This is a genomic window from Pseudomonas sp. RGM 3321 (assembly GCF_022836805.1).
Lineage (GTDB): Bacteria > Pseudomonadota > Gammaproteobacteria > Pseudomonadales > Pseudomonadaceae > Aquipseudomonas.
Genome location: NZ_JALHBH010000112.1, coordinates 94,688 through 120,688, shown reverse-complemented (window position 1 = coordinate 120,688; position 26,001 = coordinate 94,688). Strand labels below are relative to the sequence as shown.

Here is a 26,001-nt window from a genome sequence, read left to right as displayed (position 1 = left end):
CGTGATCAATCAGTTTGTCGAAGTTTACGTTTCCAGTGCCCTGTTCGGGATAAATATTTTGCTGCCCTGAAAGAACCTTTCCAGCCTCGTGTACGGTCCGCTTCTTGCTTCACTGTCGGTGATACGTCAATTGCTGCGTAATTTGGCATGAAAACCCATCATCGGCCGTGCTTTTCGTACCAATGTGAGGCGACACGTATCGCCATTGAAACAAGAACATGGCATTTTGCTGTTAGCGTTTTTTTAAAAAAAGCATCGCCTCTGTTTGCTCAGATCCGGCAGGTGTTCACGGGGAGTCGCAGGACATGAACAGTCTTCTGTCACCAGGCATGCGCCTGATGGGACATTTTGGTTTTGCTCGCAAGTTTCAGGTCTTGTTCCTGCTGTTCATGTTGCCGCTGGCGGGCAGCGCATGGGTCATCACCAAGGAGTACAGCAACAAGCTCGATGTCATTTCCGGAGAGCAATCGGGCGTGCGTCAGCTGCTGGCGCTTGACGATCTGAATATTGAACTGGCTGCCCAGCGCGACCATGCCGCACGCTGGAAAGCTGCCGACATTCTGCGTGAACCGACCCCGGCCGCGAAAGCTGCGATGGCCAATGTCGATGCAGGCATCCCGCGTATCACCAAAGCCCTGGAAGGCGTTGATGCCGCATTGAAGCGCGAAAACGCACCTGCCGACACGATGAACCGTTTCAAGGCACTTCAGGCGGCCGTCACCGGTCTGGACACTGCGTCATTGCGTACGGTGGGCTGGTGGCCCGATGGTTACGAGCGCTTCACGACGGTGCTGAACCTGGTTCAGGCGCTGCGCGAGCAGATCGCAATGGACAGCGGGTTGATTCTCGACCCCTGGCTTGAAACCTACATGCTCATGCAGCTTTCCACTCAGCAAGTACCGGATCTGATCGAGCGTATCGGCCGCCTGTCGAGTGTGGGGCAGACGTCGGTGGCCTCGGGTCAGTTCAGCTTGCAGAGCCGCTTGCAGATGCGCGATCTGCGCGGTCGCATCGATGATTCCAAGGATCAGATGCAGAAGGCTGCCAGCCTGCTGTTATCCAAGCTCCCCGAGCAGTTGCAGCCTTGGGCCGACAAGTACGCTGCGGTCAAGCAAGTGCTGGAAACCGAACTGAAGGTCATCGATGACGGGGTTTTCGGCGGTAGCATCAAACTCAAGCCGGAAGAGTTTGAAAAGAGCATCGACACCTTGACCGGCAGTACGGCGGATCTGCGCAGGCAGTCGCTTGATGCGCTCAACGGCCGTCTCGATTACTACCATGAAACCTCCAATATGGAGTTCATCCCGATGGCGGTGATCTTCTGTGTTCTGGTGATCATTGCTATCTATCTGTTCGCCTGCCTGCAATCCTCGATTCGTAACAGCGCCAGCGGTATTACCACGCTGGCTGAATCCATGCGTGACGGCAATCTGTGTGTTGAAGTGGCTGTGCAGGGGCGTGACGAGCTTGCCGCTATCAGCAGGGCGCTCAATGTTGCGGTTGTACAGCTGCGTACCAGCCTGCTGGGCGTCAATCAGGAGACCGTACGCGTCGGCGATGCAGTGCTGACGCTGAATGCCCAGTCCAGCGGGACTCTGACCGAGGTCGAAGACCAGCAACAGCAGATCAGCCAGATCGCTGCGGCAGCAACCGAGCTGGCCGCTACTTCTCAAGGTGTGGCCAGAAGCTGTGAGCAGGCCTCGGAAAGCGCGAGGCATACCCGGCGTATCGCCGAGCAAAGCAGCCAGGACAGCCAGCGCACCACCGACAGCATTCAGCAGCTCAATCAGCGCCTGACCGAAACCGCCGCTGCCCTGGGCCGGGTCAGCGAGCAGGGGCAACAGATTCAATCGGTGGTGGACGCCATTCGCGGTATCGCCGAGCAGACCAACCTGTTGGCGCTCAACGCAGCGATCGAAGCGGCGCGGGCAGGTGAGCAAGGGCGCGGGTTCGCTGTGGTTGCCGATGAAGTGCGCAGCCTGTCGCAACGTACGCAGGCCTCGACCGCTCAGATCGCCGGGACGGTCGACAGCTTGCGCTCCACCGTGACTCAGGCAGTGAACCTGATGGAAGCCGCCTGTGGACAAGCCGTCAACGATGCGCAATCGGTAACCGGCCTGGGTGTTCGTCTGGGCGAAATCGCCACGGCAGTGCAGGGTGTTGCCGATACGCTGGCGCAAATATCGACGGCCGTGGAGGAACAGGCCTCGACCGCCGACGAGGTCAGCAGCAACATCCAGCAGGTCGATCAGGCAGCCGGGCGTTTGCTCGAAGGTGCGCGCGCGGTCAATCAGGCGGCGGATACCTTGAGTCAGGGCAGTCGGGCTTTGAATGACAATACGGCGCGGTTTCGGTTGGGGTGATTGCGCGGCTTACCACGTTAGACTGAAAAACCGGCGTGGCCATACCCAGCCGGTTTTTCCGTTTTTGTGGCCGTGATCTAAAAAGTTGGATCAGCGGATATGTATTCAACCATTTGATGACTGACGGGAGTCGACACAAGGCGTAAAATGCGCGGATTTTGCAGGCGAAAGGTTTCTTGAGAACGCAGCTCACCGAAAAATACAGGGCAGATGGTGTCAGCCCGCTAAGACGTCGAGGTTTATCCGAGGCGCCAGGCTGCCCTCGCGTCGCTATTTTGATGTGCACGTACAACGGGGCCGCGTACCTCCGTGAGCAGCTCGAATCGTTTTCCGCTCAGACCTTTCGCAATTGGGTTGTTTATGTTTCCGACGATGCATCGACTGATGACACCGTGGGCATACTTTCCGACTACCAGGCCCGTTGGGGGCGCGAGCGGTTAGTTATTTTCAGCGGGCCTTGCAAGGGCTTTGCAGAGAATTTTGTCTCGCTAGTTCAGCGTCCTGAAATAAAAGCCGATTATTTCGCGTTCAGTGATCAGGATGACGTCTGGTTCAGCGACAAGCTGGAGAGAAGCGTGGGGCACCTTGAGCTACTGAAGCCCGATACACCGGCGCTTTACTGCTCCAGAACCCGGCTGGTCGATGCAGACTTGAAGGTCATCGGGGTTTCTCCGCTCTTCAAAAAAACGCCGTCTTTTAAAAATGCCCTGGTTCAGAGTCTGGCTGGTGCCAATACGATGCTGATCAACCAAGCGGCCCGTGGTTTGTTGGCCAAATTGCCTGAACACGCTCCCCTGATCGCCCATGACTGGCTCACGTATCTTCTGGTTACAGGATGCGGCGGCCAAGTGTTCTACGACGCCGCCCCCTGCCTTTACTATCGCCAACACCGCGGAAACCTGATCGGGGCCAATGCGAGCACTCGAGAAAGGCTAATACGATTTCGAAAAATGCTTTCAGGGCGATTTGCCAAGTGGAACGATGCCAACGTGGCGATCCTCAAGGACATGGAGTGTGTGCTCACTGAGGAAAGCCGGCACGTGCTGGGGTATTTTGAAAACGGTCGTAAGCAGCGTTTTTTCAAGCGCGTGTACACGCTTCGAAAATCCGGGATTCACCGGCAGACTGTGCAGGGCAATCTGAGCCTGGTCTTGGCGGTGTGCCTGGACAGAGTTTGAGGTTGAGTAACAATCCCCCCCTCAACCGTTACAACCATTTAATGCTAGCGGAACGAGTTTCGGCGTTTACGTAAATCAGTGAGCCTCTGTTTTATCGGGTGCCTTGTAGATCTGATAAGCCGCGTTAGGTGAATTCGTGATCGCTTCAAAATGGGTGTGAATGTATTCGTCAATCCATCGATGCGAATTTGAGAATCTGAGTTCTTCTCGTCCATCCATCGCCATGTTGAAGACTAATGCGAAACCGGGATCAGCCTTCTTTATGCGTTGAATTTCAGCTCGTTGAAAAGCCTCGCTACGAGGCGAGAGTGCGTAAATTTCCCAGAGCGGCGCATCGCGCCCCAGCAAGGGATAAGCTCCCGGCCAGAAAGGTAACACCAGTACGCTTCTGCCCGCTGGAGCATAGCGATTGGTCAGATCCCTCAGAAGATGTACCGCTTCAGCCGTGCTGGGGTCCATGGACAGGCTCGATCCGGACACCTCTACCGAGGTCCATCCGTCTTGGGTGCGAGCAAGGAACCCGGGTTGCCAAGCGGCCAGAATGAATAAACTGACGACACTCGTAAGTACGGCCAGTGCCCACTTTAAAGTTTCTGAGTGAAGTGTCCCTAGAATAATAAAGATACCCAAGAGTAAAGGGTATATTCCCTGTGCGAGATGTCCCACGTCTGCTCGGGCGAAAGCATAGTGAGCATAAGGCAGCGTTGCGCAGGCAACGGCCACAAGTTCTGGAGGCACAGCGCGCCCCTTGATTCGCTCTTTGAAGACCCACGCCAGTGCACCACTTCCAAATACTATCAACCCCATGAAGCACAGTCCGATCAGGAACCACCTTGTTTCGATGACGACTCCGGCAGTACCAAAACCCACCGTCCATGGCCAAGGTATCGGAAGAGGTAAGTTCGTATTACCCTGCTCAAGCATGAAGACAATCGTATCGATGAACGCTGTAAAGTAGCCTGGTATAAAAAGGCACATGGCTAATACGGGAAGATAGCCAACTACTACACCCGCGGCCCAAGCCGCAATGTCCGTCAAACGGTTATCGGGCGTCGGTGATTTAATTGCCAGCCAACCCATGGCTATCAGACTTGCAACAGCGGCATACACACCGTGGTTACGGCCGAACACGGCAGCGATGCCGACGATGACGCCGAGAAAAAAGTAACGTTTCGTGTAAGGACTCAACAGCAGAAAAGTTAGGCTGGCGACTACGATCATCGAGAGGGACATGTCAATGATCTTATGCCGCGGATACATCCAGGCCATGAGTGTGATAGCCGCGATGCACAGATAAGCAAGTCTTCTTGCCGTGTTAGATCTTAGCGCGATGGAAATTGTCCAGAGCCCTGCATAGACACCTAGCAGTTGAAACACTGCAACGGCTGCACGCAGCGCTACGATGCCTGTGTCACCCATAAGCGCAAAGAATCCCGCGGACCAGTAGTAGCGACCTGGGTCATAGGCCATGAAATCTCGAACGGGTACTTCTCCTTTGATGATCTGTTGAGCGCCGTACCACAGGTAGCCTTCATCCCAAAGATTAAATCCATCATGGCCCTGCCACAGAAAATTCCCCACGACAAAAGTAGCCGATATCAATAGCAGCATAAAGCTGTTTAGGGTTCGCTCTTTTGTTGCATTGTCCATAGTTTTCGGCCTTGAAGGTATAGCTGTCGTAAGGAGGCGAAGTGCTTTCTGGTTATTTGATGACGAGCAAGACTTTAGATTGACATAGGCTAGACGAGTTTTCTCCAGGTATTTCTAAAACCACGCTGTAGCCGCCTGATTCAAATGAAGACAGGTCTGCTTTGAATGAGAATCCGGACTTCAGAAGTTTGTCGTTTTTGAATGCCTTTACCAAATCGGGACGATCAATAATGACCGGGTCTTTGAACGTGTCGGGAGCGCCTTTGTAGCCCGTCAGGCGGAGCCTGATTTCTTTGGGGGCTTCATTTTTTAATGGGTCGAAGGCCCACCCATTAAATTCAACCACTTCTCGATTGACGTAGATGCTCGCCCCTGTTTTTCCCGCGATCGAATCAATATTGCATTTGTCGAATGAATAGTGAGTGACTTTGGCATTTGGCGAGCTTGATGCATTATCCGGTTTCTTATCACACCCAGAGATGATGGCTGATAGAAGGGTAAGAAAACAGATGGCCGTAAGGGTTTTGTACATGGTTTTTCCTTAGAGATACAGGGTGTTGGAGTATTGGTTTATAAACGAGCCAACTTTTTGCACATCTCGAATCCTGAACGGCCAATCCAAAGCAGTTGATGCTTCTCCCTTGGGCATTGGCAGCGCTGTAGACGCATCAAGTTTTTATGGGGTTGCACGCTCTTCACGGTGAAATACAGAGTGTGTGGGATATACGTTTAGAGGACTTGCACTATCGTGACGCGGTTCCGGCCGAAAAGGCAAGTTTTGAAAGGATAAACGTAACGGGAAGTGTCAGTGCTATTGCTGCCAATGGTGCCAACCTTGCATCCAGTTTAAGTTGTTCGACCCAGCACCAAAGTATGGCCAGGCTCAAGCAATACTGAAAAGCGTATATAAGCGGCAATAGAATGACTGAACGCAGTCCTTGATGGCTCTTGAATACAAAAAAACGATTCATGATATAGGCTAGTAATATTCCAGACACATAAGAAATCGTATAGCTTATGTTGTAGGATAGGAACATTAACAGAACAAGATAGAGTCCGTAGGTCAGGGCGGTGTTGAAACCGCCTGACATCAGGAAACGGGCAAAATCCTGTTTTAAGAATTTTGAAACAGCCTGATTCATCATCGTGCCATTATTCAGCGTTTGCGATTAGGGTTTTAAATTCTTCGTAATTACGAATGTAGTCCCCCGCATCATAGTAATGCGAAGCAAATACTAACAGCACGGCATCCTGAGAGTAGCGATACTGAATACCCCACGTCATCGGCGGCAGGTGGATGCCCTGATTCGGCTTGTCGAGAATAAACTCTTCACGATTGACACCATCATCCGCTACCACATGAACAGAGCCCTTTACGGCAACCAGAAACTGGTGACAGAGACGGTGCGCATGCTCGCCTCGGGTCTCGGCAGTTGGCACATCGTACACAAGAAAGTAACGCTCGGACTTGAAGGGCACCGATCGCTCGAATTCGCCCGCCGACAGACTACCGCGAATATCTGCCACTTCATTCATGGTGTGCAGGGTAACGTTTTTCACCGACGTGGCGGTTACGCCTGGCGCGGCTTTTTCCGGACGTGTCTCGCTACTGGCATTGACCGGTTTGGCGTCCACGTAACCAATGATCTTGGCCGGATTGCCCACGACTATCGCATTAGGTGGTACAGAGCGTGTTACTACAGCGCCTGCGCCGACCATGGCGTTGATGCCGATGGTGATACCCGGAAGAATCGTGCAGTTAGCGCCCAGTGAGGCGCCTTTTCTGATGATGGTTCGGGCGAAACTCTGTGGATAGACTTTGCTGCGTGGGAACAGGTCATTGGTAAATGTGGCGTTAGGGCCGATGAAGACATCGTCTTCAATGGTAATGCCGTCCCATACCTGTACGCCGCATTTCAGCGTCACCCGATCGCCAATGATAACGTCGTTCTCAATGAAAACGTTGTCACAGACGTTGCATTCACTACCAAGGCTTGCGCCTGGCAGGATATGCGCGAACGCCCACACCCGCGAATCTTTCCCGATATTCTCGGACTCGCACAGCGCGTGGCTGTGAACAAAGAAATCCTTACCGCTGCTCATGTGTTTCTCCAAATCCCTCAATCCGCATCGGGATAGCCAAGGGTCTATTCTTTGTATTTTCGTATGTGCGCCATGCATAAGAGCCGACGATTCCCAATCCCAGCAGGTTTAAACAGCCGAGGAAGGTGATGGCCAGCATGATCATTGCGTAGCCGGGTACTTCAATCCTGCCTTCAAGCTTGGCAATCAGTGTGAATACACCGAACAGAGCCGCGAACGTAGAGCCGAATGCGCCGACGCGGGTCAATATACGTATAGGCATATCCGTGAAGGAGAATACGCTGTCCATCAGGTAATTGACTTTTTTACGCAATGTCCACGCAGAAGTACCGTGAACCCGTTCCTGTCGGGTATAGGTGACTACCTCGCGGCGATAGCCCATCCAGAATATCTGCGCAATGAGAGAGCTATGACGCTCTTCAAGGGTCAGCAGAGTATCCCGAAAAGCCTTGCTGCAGGCGAACATATCGACGCCGCCTGGCGGGATTTCAGGAATGACATAGCGACGATAAAAGCCCCAGAAAATCTTTGAAGCCGTCCGCGTTGCCCATGGGTCCTGACGACCTTCACGTACACCAACCACAACGTCGATATCGCCGCGCATCAGTACCGTGTTCATTTCCAGAACCAGTTCCGGCGGCTCCTGAAGATCTGCAGCCATTACCGCAAAACGGTCGCCAGTACCATGCTGCAGACCCGTACGGATCGCCATGAATGACCCAAAGTTTCTGGACAGCAGGATCAGCTTGGACTTGAACGATTGTGACGGCAGTTGTTCCCTGAGTATTTCGTAACAGCGATCAGGGCTGCCGTCCACAACGAACACGACCTCCAGGTCGTGTCCTAGCTGCTTATCAAGCGCCGTCACAGCAACGAGCAAGTCGGGCAGATTGCTCTCATTACGATAGACGGGAATGACCAACGTCAGCAAAATCATATCTCCTTGGAAAAGTGCGCAGTGACCGCAGCGATGACGCGATTGACTTCTTCATCGGTCAGGCCAGGGAAGCAGGGCAGGGAGATGACGGTATCGCATGTACGCTCGGTTACGTCCAGAGCCACGGACGGAACCACCGAGTAAGCTGGCTGCTTATGGTCGGCAATCGGATAGTGGATATCAGTGCTGATGGACTTCTCTTTGAGCGCAGCAGCCAGAACAGTCCGATTTTTCGCGCGAATCACATAAAGATGTGCAACGTAGTCTTCCGATACTGAGGCTGGAAGTTCGATATCGAGCCCGGCGAAGGCTTCATTGTAGCGCTTGGCTATGGAGCGGCGCTGTTCATTCCATGCATCTAGATGAGGCAGCTTGATGCGAAGTATTGCAGCCTGCATTTCGTCAAGGCGGCTGTTACGTCCGCCAGGGATAGCAACCCGATATTTCTGGTCCCAGCCGTACTGCCTTAGCTGGCGAATGCGTGCAGCCAGAGCGTCATCAGCAGTAACGACTGCGCCACCGTCACCCAGAGCACCCAGATTTTTGGTGGGGTAGAAGCTGAAGCAAGCAATTGCGCCGAAGCTACCAGCCTGCTTACCATTACGTCGCGCGCCATGGGATTGTGCGCAGTCTTCAAGAACAGGAATACCGGCGGCAGAGGCGATCTTAACGATCTCTTCGATGTTTGCCAGTTGGCCGTACAAGTGCGTGACAATAATAGCCGCTGGTTTCTCCTTGGCTATTACAGCTTCAAGAGAATTTTTGCAAAGGGTCAATGTAGCAGGGTCGACATCTGCGTAAACAGGCGTTGCGCCTACTGCGTGGATCGCAGTGCTACCATAGAACCCGGCGTTCGCTACGGCGACTACACGGTCACCAACAACGATGCCCAAGCCTTTGAGTGCAAGCTCCAGTGCGTCGGAACCGTTGGCCACGCTAATGCAGTGTTGGACACCGACATACGCTGCAAACTCTTCTTCGAAAAGCTTTACCTCGTTACCCAAAACGTACCAGTGACTGTCCAGGACGGCCTTTAACGGCGTGGCGAAATCGAGTCCGGCGTTGGCTTTGGTAGCTGAGAAAAGGGGAATATTTTCCATTGGAATTTCCATAATCAGTAAGACGAACGACTGATGAACTCGCACACATCAGGCATGGCGAAAACTTTGAAGGTTGAGCTGACAGTATAAAGTTTCAGATCACATTTGTCGGGGCTTGACAGAGCAGGGACAGTGCCTTCATAGCCGCTGCGAAGGGCTGACTTATTGCCCAATGCTGCAGCAACATCCGGTCGCTTGCCTTCGACTCTGAGTGCGCCCACAATTTTTCCAGCCTCTACAGCGATGATGTACTCAGGCGAGCCGTCTGTCTGTGGAGGAACGCTCCATCCCCTAAGTATCCAGCCGTCGGAAGTTTTGAGCACTTCGTCGAGGGTGCCCGTTGCGCGGGCGTGGTCCAAGGGGGCTTTCAGGAAAAACTCCCCGTTGCTCAGCGACAGCCGGTCTGCCAATTGCGCTGCACTGAGGCTGTCGGTACCCGGGTTTCTTGTCGCGTTGCTTTCTATGACGGCTTCGCTCACTGACTTGCCGATGGCTGATTTCTGGATGTTCCTGGAGCTCAGCGTGTTTTCCTTCCAGGCCACCACATTTGTCCAGGCCATCCATACCGTCACTGCGATGAGGCACTTCACGTGAAACTGGCTTAACCTGGCATTTCTAACCGACGAATTAGCGTTTCTAGCACGAGCCCGGCTCATGGTTGCGAAGGCAATGAGCAGCGCTAGAAAAGGTATGGTCACAAACAGGTATCGACCCTGCGGTTGTGGCAAAGAGTTTTGAGATGCCAGCATACTGAGCAGGATAATCGACGGGAACAGACCCAGTATCATGATCAGCGGTAGCAGAAAATTCAGAAGAAATACCGGCTTGTTATCGCGTGAATAAATACGCGCTGTCTGAATCGTCGCCATGGTGACAAGCAAGATGAACAACACTGCCGCGCCCATGTAATAGGTAGACGGCAAAAATATATTCATCCAGCCAGTGGTAGAAAAGTAGCTCGTCAATGTGAGGGCCAGCCATGGGCTGACATTTTCCATGTTTAGCAGATGCCCGGAGCACCCGATATAACAGGTCCCAAAGCCTGCGGCAGGATTATTTCTGTGCAGGGCCACAAAATCGATCTGCCCAGAGATTCCGGAGATCTCCCCAAATTTCAGATAGGTAACAAGCAGCATGGGCACGGAAACGATTGCGGCAGCTGTTAGCATTGGCACAACACGCTGTTTCAGGATTTTGTCTCTGAAAAAATGCTGCGTAGCAAGCATTACTACCACGAAAACCAATGCAGGCAGCAAATACAACTTGGCTAGAAACATCAGCCCCATCGCGCCGCCTAGCCAGACGGCGGTCAATTTATTCGGTGCCTTTAGAAAACCTAGTAGCGCACTGATAAGCAATGCAACGCTCATCAGCCCGTAGGCGTCACTGTTGAAATAAGAAAAAACAAAGGCGACCTGCGGGATCAGCGAGATGATCAGCGCTGCAAGGGCAGCTGCTTTTTTCGACATGCCTGCCCGGTGTGCTATGCGGAACAAGGCGCAGATAAATACTGCGCCCAGTATCCAGTTAAAGCATCTTGCAGCCAGATAACCCAGATCGCTCGGCACTATCCAGCTCAAACTGTATGAACTGATCAGCGCACCAATGACGTGCGGGAATGGCAGACCGTGATACCAGAACTCACCTGGTTGCCAAGTGTATCCCGAGATACCTCCTGTAAACGCTTGAGTCGGCGCACTGGCTGCTGGCAGGGAATGGAACGATTTCAGGTATTCCAGTAAAAAGAAGTGCGTTGACTCATCAGGTGCACCATTAAAGGCAATTCCCGCCGACCAAACCGCCAGAAGGATGAAATAGGTAATGGCCAGCACTCGTTGGTAACGAGTGCTGGACCAGCCTGTTTGATGATCTGAATGATTAGTTTCAAACACGGGCGACCCTTAAGGCTGCAGAAAATGTCATAGCGCTGTATTGAATGTTTTTGGCAACTGCGATCAATTTTTGAACCTTGGAGGCCAAGCCAGACCGAAATCTTCGTGATCAAGGGTTAGGTTCGGGCTATAGGCGTAATCCACCTGGATGTTCGGCCAGCGATTTTTGATGTAGCGAATCTCATGCCCAAATCGTTCCTGTTTCTGAGGCGTGTCCTCCAGACCGCGCGTCGCCGATTCATGGTGGTACAACTCAGAGAAAGGTGTCCAGACGTTGAGATACCCTGCTTCCTGAACCCGTAAGCAGAAGTCCACATCATTGAATGCTATCTTCAAATGCTGCTCATCTAGCCCGCCTACCTCATCAAAAATTGACTTTTTAATGATCAGGCATGCGGCCGTGACCGCCGAGAACTCCTGAATTAGCTCCGCTCTACAGAAATAGCCATGTGCACCTTTTGGAAGATACTTGTGTGCGTGGCCGGCAACACCCCCTATGCCCACCACAACACCACCATGTTGTAGTCTGTTGTCTGGGTACCAAAGCCTTGCGCCTACCGCACCGACCTTCGGCTGCAACGCAATTGACACCATCTCGCTGAGCCACTCAGGTGTAATCACCTCAATATCATTGTTGATGAGACCAATTAGCTCACCTTTGGCGATACGCACAGCACCGTTATTGAGCGCAGAGTAGTTAAACGGTCCATCGTCTCGAAGTACGCGAATGTTTTCTTCCTGATCGATTTGAGCAAAGTATTCCAGCGATTCGGGATCGTCAGAGCCGTTATCAATCAGAATGATTTCGTAATTTTTGTACGTTGTCAGGCTTTTGATGCTGTCGATACACTGCTTGACCAATGCGTAAGCATTCCTTGTGGGTATGACAAGTGTCACAAGAGGCAGCGTTGTCGGCAGGTTGTAGTGCACCCGGTACTGACCTGTAGGTAGCAACTCTGTCGAGCCAATCCGACCTTGACGTTCCAAATGCTCATCTAGAGCTTTAACGCCCGCCAATGCAGCATAAGGTTTTTCGTCGCCAGCCATCGCTGTACTGCCAGCGTGTATACGCCAGTGATAAAGCACGCGAGGAATGTGAATAATCTGGTCGCGTTTAAGTTTTTCTATGCAACGCAAGGCCAGGTCATAATCCTGAGCACCTTCGAAGCCTACCCGGAACTGCCCTACCTCGTTGACGAGATCACGGCGATAGGCTCCGAGGTGACAAATCATATTTTGCGAACGAAACAGGAACTCGTTCCAGTCTGACTTGAAGTAGGGCGAGCTACGGTTGCCTTCGGTGTCAATCTTGTCCTCGTCCGAGTAGATCAATCCTGCATCCGGGTTTTCGCGAATGGTGCGAGCAATCCAGTAAAGCGCATGAGCAGGGAGAAGGTCATCATTGTCCATTAACGCAACAAAAAGACCTTTAGCGACGCCCAGTGCCGAGTTGCTGGCCTGCGAGATGTGACCATTGCTGCCACGGAAAACAACTTTGATGCGCCTGTCTTGCGCTTTCAAAGATTTCAGGTACTCGATCACTGCGGGATTTGTCGATGCATCGTCAGCGAGGCATAGTTCCCAATTGGTATAGAGCTGCGAGCGCACGCTGTCCACTGCTTCACGAAGAAGATCCAGTGGTGGGTTATACACCGGCATGATGATGGAAATGAGCGGATACTCAATCCAGCGATTCATGTGCTCGTTGATACGGTTGATTTCGGCTTCGCCCAACGTGTCGTAATATTGGACCCATCGAGAATAATCGTGTCGATCGGGCACTTCACGCGTCTCGCTTCCGACGAACGCATGTTGAGCTTCACCTTGAACCCAGCGAGCCTGTGCGATGACACCTGCGAGTCCCCTGAGACGCCACACTTGGTAGGCCTTCTTTGCTGTACTGGAAAGTCCGCCTCCTCGCTGAACAATCAGTGGAATCGATGCAGCAAGACGTTTTGCACGGAAAAATGACCTGGTTATCTTCCTCAGCGGGGCAGTGGCTTTCCAACTGTACGAAGATTGCATCGCGATGATATGCAGGTTCAAGTTGTGAACATGCGTATCTTTGTCTACAAGTGCCAGACGGTGATTTTCCTGAGCTGCCAAAATCGCAATTTCAAGCTCTGTTAACTTGGCGTTATGCTTCTCTTGCGCCTCTCGGGTAGCGGCATCAATATCCGCTAACGCCTGACGGTGCTCTGCCTGAACCAGAAGGTTTGCCGCCTCAAGATTTTCCATAGCAATTCGGTGGTTTTCTTGAATCGCCAGATTCGCAGCCTCCCGTTCCTCCAGCGCGACTCGATGGCTTTCCTGAGCGGCAAGTTGTGCAGCTTCGAGCTCTTCAAGGGCCAATCGGTGATGCTCCTTGGCAGCCTGGTGCGCAGCTTCAAGCTCTTTGAGCGCTAATCGATGCTTGTCTTGCACTGCCAGATTCTCAGCCTCGCGCTCTTCCAGAGCCAAGCGATGATTTTCTTCTACCGCAAGGTTCGCTACCTCGGCGGCCTCTAAAGCTGAGCGGTCTTTAAAATTCAAATCCGATATAGACTCAAGCGCTAGCTTGAGCTCCTCTTCCTGTTGAAGGAGTCGCTCAGCGACCTGACCTTCCGTGAATAAAGTGAACGTAATCTGTATTTTGAACGACTTCCCGGATAATAGCGAATTGAGATCAACGGGAAGCACGAGGTGCGGGTCATCGTCCAATGACATAAACATTGTGCTGTCGTTCACGTCGTTAACGAATGTGGTCGTGCCCGCAGAGTCGAGAGGTGCATTGGCACTGTCACGCCAAGACCATGCTTCCGAATTGGCGTCATAGATAGTAATTGCGTCTACCGAAAAGGATTGACGAATATTGGTTGGATCGAAACGAAGTGCCGCGCATCCGTAGGTCGCTGGAACTGTGAACACTAAGGTCTGGCGCCCATCGTGCACAAATTGACTTATCGTCCGCTCTTCTTTGAAGCCGCCCGCCGCATCACCTATATAGAGCTTCGCCACTCTAGGCGTTTTGTCTCCCAAGGATCCCATTTTTTGAATGGTCGCTTCTGGTGACCAATTAAGAAAGCTCGCAGCTTCGCGACCGGTGACTTTTTCTTGGAACATCGCCTCTAGTAGCGCGTAGCGGTTCAGCGCTTGTTCGGTGATCTCAAGGCCCGCACTCGCAATCAACTCAACAATAAAATCACGCCTGTTGATCATGGTCGTGCTTGGGTGAAAGGGTACTTTATTCGCTATCAGCAGCAGCAGGCCCCGCATTAGCAAATGACCGAGTTCGACGCCTTCCTTCATTTCCCATTCGATATCTATGAGATGTGGGTTGCCTTCACTGTCAATAATGATGTTTTGTGCAACTGCGTCAATATAATGGCCAGGTAAACGAACGTTTACACTGTCCAGTTCGGTAGTACCGCCTTCAGTAGCCAAGAGCTGGCTTAGGCAATTTAGATAGGTGTTCAAAAAAGGGGTAAACGTTTCAACTGCCCAATCTTCGGTTGTTGAGGCTTCAAGAAATTGCAGGCTGAGCAAATTGCCTTTTGCGTAGCCATGAGCTGCAGGAAGGATGAATCTGAATGGGTCATCCCGGCGGTCTGCTGCTTCAATAGTGCTGAGACGTTGGTATTGAACTTCAATGCCTGCATGGGTTTCGGCGAAAACCGCTGCCTTGCAGTACTCTGCATTGCGCCCTGTGCTGTAGTGATACGCTAGGACATTACTGGGGACTGCGTCGTACGGCTGGCATGAAGCGACGACCATAAACGAATTCGCGAGGTCCATGCCCAGATGATTCTCGATCACCACCGGCCAAGCTTTTTCGAGGTTAAATGTGGTGGTCGAGGGTAACTGTGGATCTTTCCGAGTGTTCTGGCAGGCCAATGCAGCAGCGTCGAAATTATTGGCTTTGAAACCGTTCTCTGTGATCAGAGAATTGGGAATCTTGTAGTCCGGATAAGGTGATAGAAAGCTTGATGATGCAAAGCCAGCGAGGGCTATTAACTCATCCAGACCTTTGCGGCCAAATGTCTTAGGTTGGCGGGCTACATACCGGCCCTCAATACCGTACATAGCGACACCAAGGTGATCCTCTGGCGCGCCGGCAAAATATTTGAGGCCAAGTTGGTTCTCAATGGCAATAAACAGATGTCCGTCAGGTTTGAGCAGCTTTTTAACTCGTTTCAGCATCCCCAGTGCAGGATCTTCGTCATTGCTGAACATGCTGGCGTATTCGAGTACACCGATGAGCGTTACTACGTCAAATTGCTGATCAATCTTCAGGTCATCGAATCGTTCAGCAAGCACCGTGACGTTATCCAGATCACGTGTTCTGCTCGCTGCGATGGCAGCTCGGCGTGGGCTACCTTCCAGCGCGAGCACGTCAGCACCCGCTTCGCCGAGGTAGCGGCTGATCGCACCGCAACCCGCACCGATTTCGAGAACTGATTTACCTTTTAGAAGATGCTCGAACGGGCGAAAGATATTTCCGCGGGTGGAACTAAGGTGATAGAGCTTTGGCCAGTCGGTACAGTAGTGCGGAAGCTCGCTCGACAGCACGGAGACATCGCTTGCGTTACGAACGATCTTCGCCAGCTCATTTTCCGAGCTATCGCCGTCACTGTAGGCAATGCCCTGATAATCAGTCCGCACCCATACAGATGTGTCTGTATCACGGAGGTAGCCATATCTATCAAGCTCAAACATCAACACGTACCGGTTCAATTTCCATGGAGGCACCCAGGTCTATCAAACCCAGAAGCTTTGGAGTGGGTTCTACAACGAAATGTATCGAATCATAGCGCCGGTCGTGAGGCACGATGTCCTCGCTTTGCCGAGAGGCAATGCCGATGGAAATGAAGTAATCACCGGTCGCCAGCGCGTTTCTGAATTTCACACGCGCTTTTGCCTGTATTCCAGCGCTGCCTATCAGGCCTGTGCCCTCGCAATCCTGCATGTAAGAGTTGGTGCCGTATACGGTGACACCCTCTTTGGTCTTGATCGTAAAGCCGATAATCGGGTTGACCACTGTACGATTGAAGTGCAAGGCCAGATCAAGAACGATTTCCTCGCCCGATTCAACGCTGTTGGGAAACTCCCTTCCCGATGCATTCATATGGAAGTCGAGCAGTGTTGCAGCGCCATCCCCCCAACGGTACTCATGAGGGTTGTAACCAGGCCTGCTCGCGTACACGTCTTCATCAAAACGCAACGCTATCTTGTCGGTTTCGACTGGGGCGGTTTCCACTCGTTCGGCTTCGGCGAGGTCCAGACTCTTGTCGGTGATAGGGCTCTTCTCACGCCCGAACAGAAGGTCTGTGTAGCGATTGATGACCGGGCGCGATTCGCCAATCATCTCGATCCTGCTCTTTTCCAGCAAAATAGCGCGATTACAGTGAGTGACCACTTGCTCGCTGGAGTGCGTGACCAGCAGGATGCTGGTGCCATTTTCTTTCAACTGCCTGAGGCGCTCGAAGCACTTGGCCTGAAATCGTGCATCGCCAACGGAAAGTGCTTCGTCCACGACCAGGATTTCCGGGTCGACCTGAGCCTGGACCGCAAACGCCAGGCGTACGGCCATGCCGCTTGAGTAAGATTTGACCGGCTGATCAAGGAACTCGCCAATATCGGCAAAGCCGGCGATCGCGTCAAAGCGCTCGTCTACTTCGTCACGCGTCAGTCCAAGCACTGCGGCGTTCAGATAAACGTTTTCACGGCCGGTAAACTCGGGGTTGAAGCCTGAACCGAGTTCCAGCAAGGCCGCTACCCGGCCGCGCGTATGAATCTCGCCGACAGTCGGGTTCAATGTTCCGCAGATGATCTGCAGCAAGGTTGACTTGCCTGAACCATTGCGGCCCACGATCCCGACTGTTTCGCCTTTGCCGACGTCGAAGCTGACGTCGCGCAGGGCCCAGAACTCCTTGCCATAGGTAGTGGTCGGCTGCCCTGACCAACGCTGAATTCTAGGCACCAAGGCTTGTTTCAAGCGGTCGTGGGGCTTGTCATATGTGTAAAAACACTTCGAGACGTTTTGTACGCTGATAACCGGTTGATCAGATGACATCAGCGAATCCTTTGCGTGTTTTTTGGAAAAACCAGAACCCCATGACAGCAATTACTGCGCCAATCACGATGGCGATACCCAGGCTGTCCCAATGCGGGAGGTTGCCGAACAGCAGTACGCTACGGCTTTCTTCGATAATGTAGGTAAGCGGGTTCATCTGCAGCCAAGGGCGATAGACTTCAGGAAGCGCCGCCACCGGGTAAAGAACCGGCGACAGAAACAGCAGGACAGTTGTCAGAACCGTGATTACCTGCGCGACGTCGCGCAAGTACACGCCGAGGGATGCGAGAAACCAACTGATACCCAGCGTGCCTAGAATGAGCGGCACCAGAATCAGCGGAAACAATAGTGCCGTCCAGAAAAGCGTGTGCGAAATCAGCAGTTGTGCGATCACCAGCACTATCAGGCTGATGCAACTGTGGAAGAGCGCCGAGCCCAAGGTGATAACCGGCAGAATCTCCAGAGGAAACACTACCTTCTTGACGTAATTGCTGTTACTCATCACCAACGAAGGTGCTCGGTTCGCACACTCTGCAAACAACCCATGCACGATCATCCCGACGAACAGCAGAATAGCGAAGCCGCCTTTGCCGGTATCGACTCCAACCCAACGCGCGCTGAAGATTTCGGAGAATACGAAGGTGTATACCGCCAGCATCAACACCGGATTGAAGAATGACCACGCCAGGCCCATCACCGAGCCGCGGTAGCGACCAATGACTTCTCGCTTGGTCATTTGCGAGATCAATGAGCGGTTGGTCCACAGGCTGTTGACGAGCCGCAAAGGGCCCGCCGAAGGGGTTTTATGAGGGTTCATTAAGCGAACACCTCGGCGTCTTCGAATACGACGGCTTTCTGATCTTTAGCAGACAGGGAAGGTGCTTCGCCGAATGGCCAGTCGATGCCCACGGTGGCGTCGTTCCAGGCAAGGCTGCGTTCATGTTCCGGCGCCCAGTAATCGGTGGTCTTGTAAAGGAAGTCGGCGCTTTCGGACAGTACGACAAAGCCGTGGGCAAAGCCTTCCGGAATCCACAGTTGTTTTTTGTTTTCGGCGGTAAGATGCAGTCCCACCCATTTGCCAAAAGTTGGGGAGCTCTTGCGCAGGTCGACCGCAACGTCAAAGACTTCTCCGGCGGTGACTCGGACCAGCTTGCCCTGTGGCTGTTGAATTTGGTAATGCAAACCGCGAAGAACGCCCTTCACCGAACGCGAGTGGTTGTCCTGAACGAACGTTACAGACCGCCCAACGACCTCTTCGAAAGCTTTCTGGTTGAAGCTTTCAAAGAAAAAACCGCGATCGTCGCCGAAAACCTTTGGCTCGAATACGATGACGTCTGGAATGGCGAGGCGTGTTGCATTCATAGGTAACGTATCTCCGGGATGCTCATCAGGGTCTGCTCATAAGGCCCTGGCTGGGGCAGGCGTGTGTTAAAAATCGCCTGCGCCATGGAATTTGATTGCGCCATTAAAACGCGCTTTACGACATCGAGGCTCATGGGAGTCGAGTGCGCCATAGACTGCCCGCCTGGGCGGGAAATGTCTGCGCTGGATAAGGGGGTAGGCCTTTTATTACCGAGGGAGCGGGGCATGCATCGTCTATTTGTAGTTTTCCGACATAGGTTCCGACGATGAGCAACACGAGGTCTTCATGGCAGGACGGTTTTACGAATTGAAGCACGTCCGGTATCTGAGCTCATGGCCGGGTGGGTGACTCGAGCCTTGTCATCCTTGGTTGGGCGGTACAAGTGACCCCACCTTCCGAGGCTGGTTCCGTTCACCCCGGTTACACTGCCTTCTTTGCGCTTTTGATACCGAAAACAAAGGTCTGCACATTAACATAAGCCGCCGCTGGAGAACATTCGGTGCCCTGCGAAATTAAGCGGTTTCGATGCTGTGACCGATACCCGGCCACGCGGCGGTTAACGGCCTCTTTTGCGTTGGGCGCAAATGTTGAGAGCCAGTATTTTAGGAGGCTGCGATGCCTGATCATTGATTTAATCAGGCTACATCGCTCTGGCTGGGCCAGGCAGGGTATGAGTGGCTATTTGACAGTCAGCGTTTGCTTAGCATTGCTGTAAGGCACGCGATAATGAAGAAGATCTTGTCTCTCGGTCTCCTGCGGCATTGCGGTGCCTTGAACGCGAGCTTCAGGAACGACAGCCGCGTACTCACGTGTTTCCCCGCAGGATGCAGTTGGCTGTCTCCGATCAACTGGCCAATCAGCACTACCTGCCCGGCCCACCAACCGTCAGCAATCTTTTTCAGTCGACTGATGAGTGAGGCAAGCCCGGTGTTGGCGCCAACCTGATTGTTGGCGTGTTGACGGTAGTCCATGCCGGGAACCGGATCGATAAGCCAGCGGAAGCCGTGACTGCGAGCAAATGCGTAACAGTACCAGTCGTGCAGGCTGACGGCCTGAGCTGCATCCCAGTGGGAAAGGAGGGACGACTTGAAGGCATCTGCAAGCCGGCGATTCATCACATAGGTGCAGCCGGGGCCCGCGGCTTCGAACAGATAGTCCCACTGGACCTGAGGCTGAGCCTTGTCCAGCAGTACACGCTGACCATCCGGCCAGAATGCGGTGACATTGCTGGAATAGGCATCATGATGACCCGGCGCCAAAGTCACTACGGCGCGCTGAAGCTTTTCCTTATGCCAGATATCATCCTGATCGGAGAACGCTACGTAATCGAATGTCGAGAAGTCGACATCCCGGATCAAGCGAAAGAAGTTACGTGATGCTCCGCCAAATCGTCCGGCCGACGGCAGCAGGGAGATATTCGCATGCTGCTGAGCGTAGTCGGCACACCATGCTTCAGTGCCGTCCGTGGAGGTATCCACACTGATGAACACGCTGACGCAGACGTTTGTCTGCGTCAGGATTGAATCAAGTTGTGCCTCTATCCACGCCATACCGTTATAGGCTGCCAATAGCACGGCTACCTTAGGAAAAACAGATGACATACTGTTCGCAGCCTTGCGGTATGGGATAGAGGTTTGCAGTCTTAGAACGAGCCCAGATCAAGCAGTTTCTGCAGATACTGCCCGTAGCCAGTCTTTTTCAGTTTTTGAGCTTGTTCACCTAGCTGAGCAGCTGTAATCCAGCCGTTGGTGTAAGCGATCTCTTCAAGGCACGCCACTTTCCAGCCTTGGCGCTGCTCAATGGTGTGTACAAAATGGCTCGCTTCAAGCAGCGACTCATGAGTACCTGTGTCGAGCCATGCAAAGCCGCGACCGAGAATTTCTACGGTCAGGCTCTTCTGCTCAAGGTAAGCACGGTTCACATCGGTGATTTCCAGCTCGCCGCGCTCGGAAGGCTTGATGTTTTTAGCGATTTCGACAACCTGATTATCATAGAAGTACAGGCCGGTCACGGCATAGCTCGACTTCGGTGCTGCAGGCTTTTCTTCGATGCTCAAGGCGCGACCGGTTTCATCGAACTCGACAACGCCAAAGCGCTCAGGATCGGAAACATGGTAGCCGAAGACAGTAGCGCCGCTGGTCTGTTGGCTGGCCGAGCGCAGGTTGTCGGAGAAGTGCTGACCGTAAAAGATGTTGTCGCCCAGGATCAGGCAGCAAGGATCTTCACCGATGAATTCTTCGCCGATAATGAAGGCTTGTGCCAGGCCATCAGGCGTTGGTTGTTCTGCGTAGGTGAGCTGAATGCCATATTGGCTGCCGTCACCCAGAAGCTTGCGGAAGCTCGGCAAGTCTTCTGGCGTGGAGATGATCAGGACTTCACGCATACCTGCCAGCATCAGCACCGACAGAGGGTAGAAAATCATCGGCTTGTCGTAGATAGGCAGCATCTGCTTGGATACGCCAAGGGTAAGCGGGTGCAGACGAGTGCCCGAGCCGCCGGCCAGGATGATGCCTTTACGATTAATGGTGGTCATTTGTTCAGAGTTTCCATGAGCATTCGGGCTACACCATTTTGCCAGTCAGGCAGGTGCAGAGAAAAATTGTGGCGCAGCTTTTCTGTGTTCAAACGCGAATTCAGAGGACGTTGCGCAGGTGTCGGGTATTCGATCGTACCGATTGGATTGATCGTTTCCACTGCCAGGGGTTCCCCATTGGCGCGGGCGAAGTCAATCACGTACTGCGCGTAAGCATGCCATGACACTTCACCGGCCGGTGCCAGGTTGTAGATGCCACAAAGCTCAGGCTTCGCCAGCGTTTGAAGCAGGGCAGCTGTCGCTATGTCGGCCAGCAACTCCGCACCTGTAGGCGCTCCAATCTGATCGGCGATCACATTGAGCGTCGGGCGATCTTTCGCGAGGCGCAACATGGTTTTGGCAAAGTTGTTGCCACGTGCCGCGTAAACCCAACTGGTACGGAAGATCAGGTGCTTGCAGCCTGAGGCAGCGATAAGTTGCTCGCCTTCAAGTTTGGTCGCGCCGTAATAGTTGACCGGCGACACCGCATCGCTTTCTTTCCATGCGGTGTTGCCTGAACCGTCGAACACATAGTCGGTCGAGTAATGAACCAACAACGCGTCCAGCGTGTGGGCCTCTTCTGCCAAAACCTGGCTGGCCAGAGCATTGACCGTATGCGCTAGCTCGCGCTCGGTTTCGGCCTTGTCGACAGCGGTATAGGCTGCGGCGTTGACGATAACCTGAGGCTTGACGCAGCGAATGGTCTTGCGCAGGCCATCCAGATCAGAAAGATCGCCAGAAAGCTCGCCATAAGCCGTCGATACGCTATGGCGGTCAAGAGCGACAACTTCACCCACTACAGCGAGTGAACGTTGCAACTCCCAACCCACTTGGCCGTTTTTGCCCAGCAGAAGAATTTTCATCATTTATCGGCGCGCGCTGTGTAGTTCTTGTCGATCCATTGCTGGTAGCTTCCGCTCTTCACGTGAGCAACCCACTCCGGGTTATCGAGATACCATTGCACCGTCTTGCGGATGCCGGATTCGAAGCTTTCTTCCGGCACCCAGCCCAGCTCACGCTGAATCTTGCTGGCATCAATCGCGTAGCGCAGGTCATGGCCCGGGCGGTCCTGCACATAAGTGATCAGGCTGGCATGCGGGCGATGGGCTGAGTCCGGACGCAGTTGGTCGAGCAGGGCGCAGACAGTGTTGACCACTTCGAGGTTCTGCTTCTCGTTGTGACCACCGATGTTATAGGTTTCGCCGATCTCGCCTTCGGTGACGACTTTGTACAATGCGCGGGCGTGGTCTTCTACGTAGAGCCAGTCACGAACCTGATCACCTTTGCCGTAGATAGGCAGCGGTTTGCCTTCAAGCGCATTGAGAATGATCAGCGGGATCAGCTTCTCGGGGAAATGGCACGGGCCGTAATTGTTGGAGCAGTTGGTCACCAGAGTAGGCAGGCCGTAGGTACGGCTCCAGGCGCGTACCAGGTGGTCAGAGCTGGCCTTACTGGCCGAGTAGGGTGAGCTTGGCTGGTAAGGGGTGGTCTCGGTGAAGAGATCTTCCGGGCCTTCTAGGTCGCCATACACTTCATCGGTGGAAATATGATGAAAGCGGAAGTTGGCCTTGCGTGCTTCGTCCAGTTGGCTCCAGTAGCCACGCGCAGCTTCAAGCAGCGTGTAGGTGCCAATGATATTTGTCTGGATAAACTCTGACGGCCCGGTGATGGAACGATCGACATGGGACTCGGCTGCCAAGTGCATCACAGCGTCGGGCTGGTGCTCTTTGAAAACCCGGTCCAGGTCTTCACGGTTGCAGATGTCCACGTGCTCAAAGGCATAACGCTCGCTTTGATCGGCCGACTGAAGTGATTCAAGATTGCCTGCGTACGTCAGTTTGTCGACATTGACGACTGAGTCGGCTGTATTGGCAATGATGTGCCGAATCACTGCCGAACCGATGAAACCAGCACCGCCTGTTACTAAGATCTTCAAAAGAGTATCTACCTTGGGTTATGACAAGGCTCTGCCCGGTCCGTGGAAACGATCGCTGATCAGTCGCCGTCTTGAAACATCTGCCTGCGTTAAACATGAATGTTTAAATGACGTGGATGAGCGGCGGTAAAAAAACGACATTTTACATAGAAAAATAGACATCCCCATCAAATAATTTGAGGGCGTCTGCAATCGTGTAGCGAACCGATGGTGCCAATGCTTCAAACGCGAAAGCCCCAGATAATGGGGCTTTCGTGATAGAGGAATCTGCACTCACCGAGATCCCGCTGGACGCTGTCTATGGCTTACACGTTAAACCTGAAATGCATCACATCACCATCCTTGACGACATATTCCTTGCCTTCCAGACGCCATTTACCCGCTTCCTTGGCACCGGACTCGCCCTTGAACTGAATAAAGTCGTCATACGCCACCACTTCGGCGCGGATGAAGCCTTTTTCGAAGTCGGTGTGGATGACACCTGCGGCCTGTGGTGCGGTGGCACCGACGCGGACGGTCCAGGCGCGGACTTCTTCGACGCCGGCGGTGAAGTAGGTCTGCAGGTGAAGCATTTCGTAGCCAGCGCGAATGACGCGGTTCAGGCCGGGTTCTTCGAGGCCCAGAGCTTCGAGGAACATGTCTTTTTCTTCGCCGTCATCCAGCTCGGCGATTTCGGCTTCGATCTTGTTGCAGACCGGCACCAGCATTGCGCCTTCTTCTTCGGCGATGGCGCGGACCACGTCCAGCAGCGGGTTGTTCTCGAAACCGTCTTCGGCAACGTTGGCGATGTACATGACCGGCTTGGTGGTCAGCAGGTGGAAGCCACGAATGATGACTTTCTCGTCATTGCTCATGCTCTTCATCAGGCTGCGTGCTGGCTTGCCTTCACTGAAGTGGGCGATCAGTTGTTCAAGCAGGCCTTTCTGGACCACTGCGTCCTTGTCACCGCCCTTGGCATTGCGCGTGACCTTTTGCAGTTGCTTCTCGCAGCTGTCGAGGTCAGCGAATATCAGTTCCAGATCGATGATCTCGATGTCGCGCTTGGGGTCGACGCTGTTGGAGACGTGAATCACGTTCTCGTCTTCAAAGCAGCGCACCACATGAGCGATGGCGTCGGTCTCGCGGATGTTGGCGAGGAACTTGTTGCCCAGGCCTTCGCCTTTCGAGGCGCCTGCCACCAGGCCGGCGATGTCGACGAACTCCATGGTGGTCGGCAGGATGCGTTTCGGGTTGACGATGGCTGCAAGGGCCGCCAGGCGCGGGTCAGGCATCGGCACGATGCCGCTGTTCGGTTCAATGGTGCAGAAGGGGAAGTTCTCGGCCGCAATACCAGATTTGGTCAGGGCGTTGAACAGGGTGGACTTGCCGACGTTAGGCAGGCCGACGATGCCGCAATTGAATCCCATGGTGTTTCCCCTCGAGTGATGTCAGGCCTTCTGGCTGTGCAGGTTTTTCATCGCCCGGTTCCATTCACCGGCGAAGATATCCGGCAGCACGCCGAGGGCAAAGTCGATACTGGCGTCCAGTTTTTCCTGTTCGGCGCGTGGCGCTCGACCCAGGACAAAGCCGGATACCTTGCTGGCATCGCCCGGGTGGCCGATGCCAAGCCGCAAGCGATGAAATGTGTTCTGGTTGCCGAGCTGCGCGATGATGTCGCGCAGGCCGTTATGACCGCCATGGCCGCCGCCCACTTTGAGCTTGGCAACGCCCGGAGGCAGGTCCAGTTCGTCATGCGCCACCAGAATCGACTCAACCGGAATACGGTAGAAACCGGCGAGTGCCGCGACGGCCTGGCCGCTGCGGTTCATGTAGGTGGTGGGAATCAGCAGACGAACATCCTGACCCTGATGCGTAAAACGCCCGGTCAGGCCAAAGAATTTGCGCTCGGGAACGAGATTGACTCGCTGCGCCGCAGCAATACGCTCAACAAAAAAAGCCCCTGCGTTATGCCGGGTCTGTTCGTATTCAGCGCCTGGATTTCCCAGGCCAACGATCAGTTGTATGGCGGTCACGACAGGGGCTCTTCCTTTGGAGTTGAGGGTTAAACCGCTGGCGACAGCGGCAATGTGGGCGAAAACTGCTCATTTACCATGATGTAAACTCAGCGATCTCGCCCGCTTTGCCTGCTTATCGCTCGCGATGTTTCCTGAGCAACTCCGACGTTACCAAGTAATGAATTACTCGGCTGCGCCTTCTTCACCTTCTTCTGCTTCGTCTTTGACGATGCGCGGTGCGTGGACGTTGGCGATTGCCAGGTCAGTACCGTGTGCCAAGGCAACGAACTCGACGCCTTTAGGTGCTTTCAGCTCGGACAGGTGAACGTTGTCGCCCACTTCCAGCGCGCCCAGATCAACTTCGATGAACTCAGGTAGGTCTTTAGGCAGGCAGGTCACTTCCAGTTCAGTGGTAGTGTGCGAAATCTCGCCGCCTTTCTTGACTGGAGCTTCTTCGTTCAGGAAGTGGATCGGCACGATTGCGGTCAGTTTCTGGCCGGCAATAACGCGCACGAAGTCAGCGTGCATCACATGGCCTTTGGCCGGGTGACGTTGCAGCGCCTTGATGATGACGTTCTGCTTCTTGCCACCAATGTTCAGCTCGATGATGTGGCTGTAGGCCGCATCGTTTTCGAGCAGTTTGGAAACTTCCTTGGCCAGCATGCTGATGGACTCAGGGGCTTTGTCGCCACCGTAGACTACAGCTGGAACCAGGCTGGCGAGACGACGCAGGCGGCGGCTCGCACCTTTCCCCAGGTCGGAACGCTGTTCTGCATTCAGGGTAAATTCGTTCATGTTGTATCTCCAAATTAACCACATCCGCCGTTGCGTTTGCGACCAGCGCTCGGGCGGTATGGGCAA

General features: G+C 53.6%; 20 protein-coding genes. 2 read left to right on the top strand and 18 right to left on the bottom strand.

Features of this window, described 5'->3' with window-relative positions; all coding sequences use genetic code 11:
• The first annotated feature begins 305 nt into the window (after positions 1–305).
• Positions 306–2,363 carry a methyl-accepting chemotaxis protein gene (locus RGM3321_RS16205; protein ID WP_244393887.1) on the top strand — a complete coding sequence of 686 codons (2,058 nt, stop codon included), beginning with the start codon at positions 306–308 and terminating at the stop codon, positions 2,361–2,363.
• Positions 2,364–2,539: 176 nt separating this feature from the next.
• On the top strand, positions 2,540–3,541 hold the full coding sequence (locus RGM3321_RS16200) for a glycosyltransferase family 2 protein (protein ID WP_279614034.1): 1,002 nt from the start codon (positions 2,540–2,542) through the stop codon (positions 3,539–3,541).
• Between the two features lie 75 nt (positions 3,542–3,616).
• Here the strand turns inward: RGM3321_RS16200 and RGM3321_RS16195 are convergent, their stop codons facing one another.
• From RGM3321_RS16195 to RGM3321_RS16105, 18 genes are all read right to left on the bottom strand, one after another.
• On the bottom strand, positions 3,617–5,191 hold the full coding sequence (locus tag RGM3321_RS16195; RefSeq protein WP_244393886.1) for a hypothetical protein: 1,575 nt from the start codon (positions 5,189–5,191) through the stop codon (positions 3,617–3,619).
• A 52-nt stretch (positions 5,192–5,243) separates the two neighbouring features.
• Positions 5,244–5,723, bottom strand: a complete 480-nt coding sequence (locus RGM3321_RS16190; RefSeq protein WP_122693527.1) for a hypothetical protein — start codon at positions 5,721–5,723, stop codon at positions 5,244–5,246.
• A gap of 211 nt (positions 5,724–5,934) precedes the next feature.
• The gene (locus tag RGM3321_RS16185; RefSeq protein WP_244393885.1) at positions 5,935–6,336 is read right to left on the bottom strand and encodes a GtrA family protein; all 402 of its coding nucleotides are present in this window, start codon (positions 6,334–6,336) and stop codon (positions 5,935–5,937) included.
• 7 nt (positions 6,337–6,343) lie between these two features.
• Positions 6,344–7,294, bottom strand: a complete 951-nt coding sequence (locus RGM3321_RS28400) for a WxcM-like domain-containing protein (protein WP_044294149.1) — start codon at positions 7,292–7,294, stop codon at positions 6,344–6,346.
• Positions 7,281–8,231 (bottom strand): glycosyltransferase family 2 protein, encoded by a 951-nt coding sequence (locus tag RGM3321_RS16170; protein ID WP_244393884.1) that lies wholly within the window; start codon positions 8,229–8,231, stop codon positions 7,281–7,283. Before RGM3321_RS16170 ends, RGM3321_RS28400 begins: the two co-directional genes overlap by 14 nt.
• Complete coding sequence (locus RGM3321_RS16165; protein ID WP_244393883.1) at positions 8,228–9,331, bottom strand: DegT/DnrJ/EryC1/StrS family aminotransferase; 1,104 nt, start codon at positions 9,329–9,331, stop codon at positions 8,228–8,230. Before RGM3321_RS16165 ends, RGM3321_RS16170 begins: the two co-directional genes overlap by 4 nt.
• Positions 9,332–9,345: 14 nt before the next feature.
• Positions 9,346–11,223, bottom strand: a complete 1,878-nt coding sequence (locus RGM3321_RS16160) for a glycosyltransferase family 39 protein (protein WP_244393882.1) — start codon at positions 11,221–11,223, stop codon at positions 9,346–9,348.
• Positions 11,224–11,286: 63 nt separating this feature from the next.
• Entirely contained in the window at positions 11,287–15,918 is a 4,632-nt protein-coding gene (locus tag RGM3321_RS16155) for a glycosyltransferase (protein ID WP_244393880.1), read from the bottom strand.
• Entirely contained in the window at positions 15,911–17,275 is a 1,365-nt protein-coding gene (locus tag RGM3321_RS16150; RefSeq protein ID WP_244393879.1) for an ABC transporter ATP-binding protein, read from the bottom strand. Before RGM3321_RS16150 ends, RGM3321_RS16155 begins: the two co-directional genes overlap by 8 nt.
• Entirely contained in the window at positions 17,265–18,092 is an 828-nt protein-coding gene (locus RGM3321_RS16145) for an ABC transporter permease (protein WP_244393877.1), read from the bottom strand. Before RGM3321_RS16145 ends, RGM3321_RS16150 begins: the two co-directional genes overlap by 11 nt.
• The gene (gene rfbC, locus RGM3321_RS16140) at positions 18,092–18,637 is read right to left on the bottom strand and encodes a dTDP-4-dehydrorhamnose 3,5-epimerase (RefSeq protein ID WP_244393876.1); all 546 of its coding nucleotides are present in this window, start codon (positions 18,635–18,637) and stop codon (positions 18,092–18,094) included. Before rfbC ends, RGM3321_RS16145 begins: the two co-directional genes overlap by 1 nt.
• 690 nt (positions 18,638–19,327) lie before the next feature.
• Entirely contained in the window at positions 19,328–20,239 is a 912-nt protein-coding gene (locus RGM3321_RS16135; RefSeq protein WP_244393875.1) for a glycosyltransferase family 2 protein, read from the bottom strand.
• 41 nt (positions 20,240–20,280) lie between these two features.
• The gene (rfbA, locus tag RGM3321_RS16130; protein WP_002552131.1) at positions 20,281–21,171 is read right to left on the bottom strand and encodes a glucose-1-phosphate thymidylyltransferase RfbA; all 891 of its coding nucleotides are present in this window, start codon (positions 21,169–21,171) and stop codon (positions 20,281–20,283) included.
• Positions 21,168–22,073, bottom strand: coding sequence for a dTDP-4-dehydrorhamnose reductase (rfbD, locus tag RGM3321_RS16125; protein ID WP_244393959.1), 906 nt, complete (start codon positions 22,071–22,073; stop codon positions 21,168–21,170). Before rfbD ends, rfbA begins: the two co-directional genes overlap by 4 nt.
• A complete protein-coding gene (rfbB, locus tag RGM3321_RS16120) occupies positions 22,073–23,146 on the bottom strand; it encodes a dTDP-glucose 4,6-dehydratase (protein ID WP_244393874.1) in 1,074 nt (357 codons plus the stop codon). Before rfbB ends, rfbD begins: the two co-directional genes overlap by 1 nt.
• Positions 23,147–23,451: 305 nt before the next feature.
• On the bottom strand, positions 23,452–24,552 hold the full coding sequence (gene ychF, locus RGM3321_RS16115) for a redox-regulated ATPase YchF (RefSeq protein WP_058400565.1): 1,101 nt from the start codon (positions 24,550–24,552) through the stop codon (positions 23,452–23,454).
• A gap of 21 nt (positions 24,553–24,573) precedes the next feature.
• Positions 24,574–25,158, bottom strand: coding sequence for an aminoacyl-tRNA hydrolase (pth, locus tag RGM3321_RS16110; protein ID WP_003317127.1), 585 nt, complete (start codon positions 25,156–25,158; stop codon positions 24,574–24,576).
• Positions 25,159–25,323: 165 nt separating this feature from the next.
• The gene (locus tag RGM3321_RS16105) at positions 25,324–25,935 is read right to left on the bottom strand and encodes a 50S ribosomal protein L25/general stress protein Ctc (RefSeq protein WP_058400566.1); all 612 of its coding nucleotides are present in this window, start codon (positions 25,933–25,935) and stop codon (positions 25,324–25,326) included.
• Positions 25,936–26,001 lie beyond the last annotated feature (66 nt).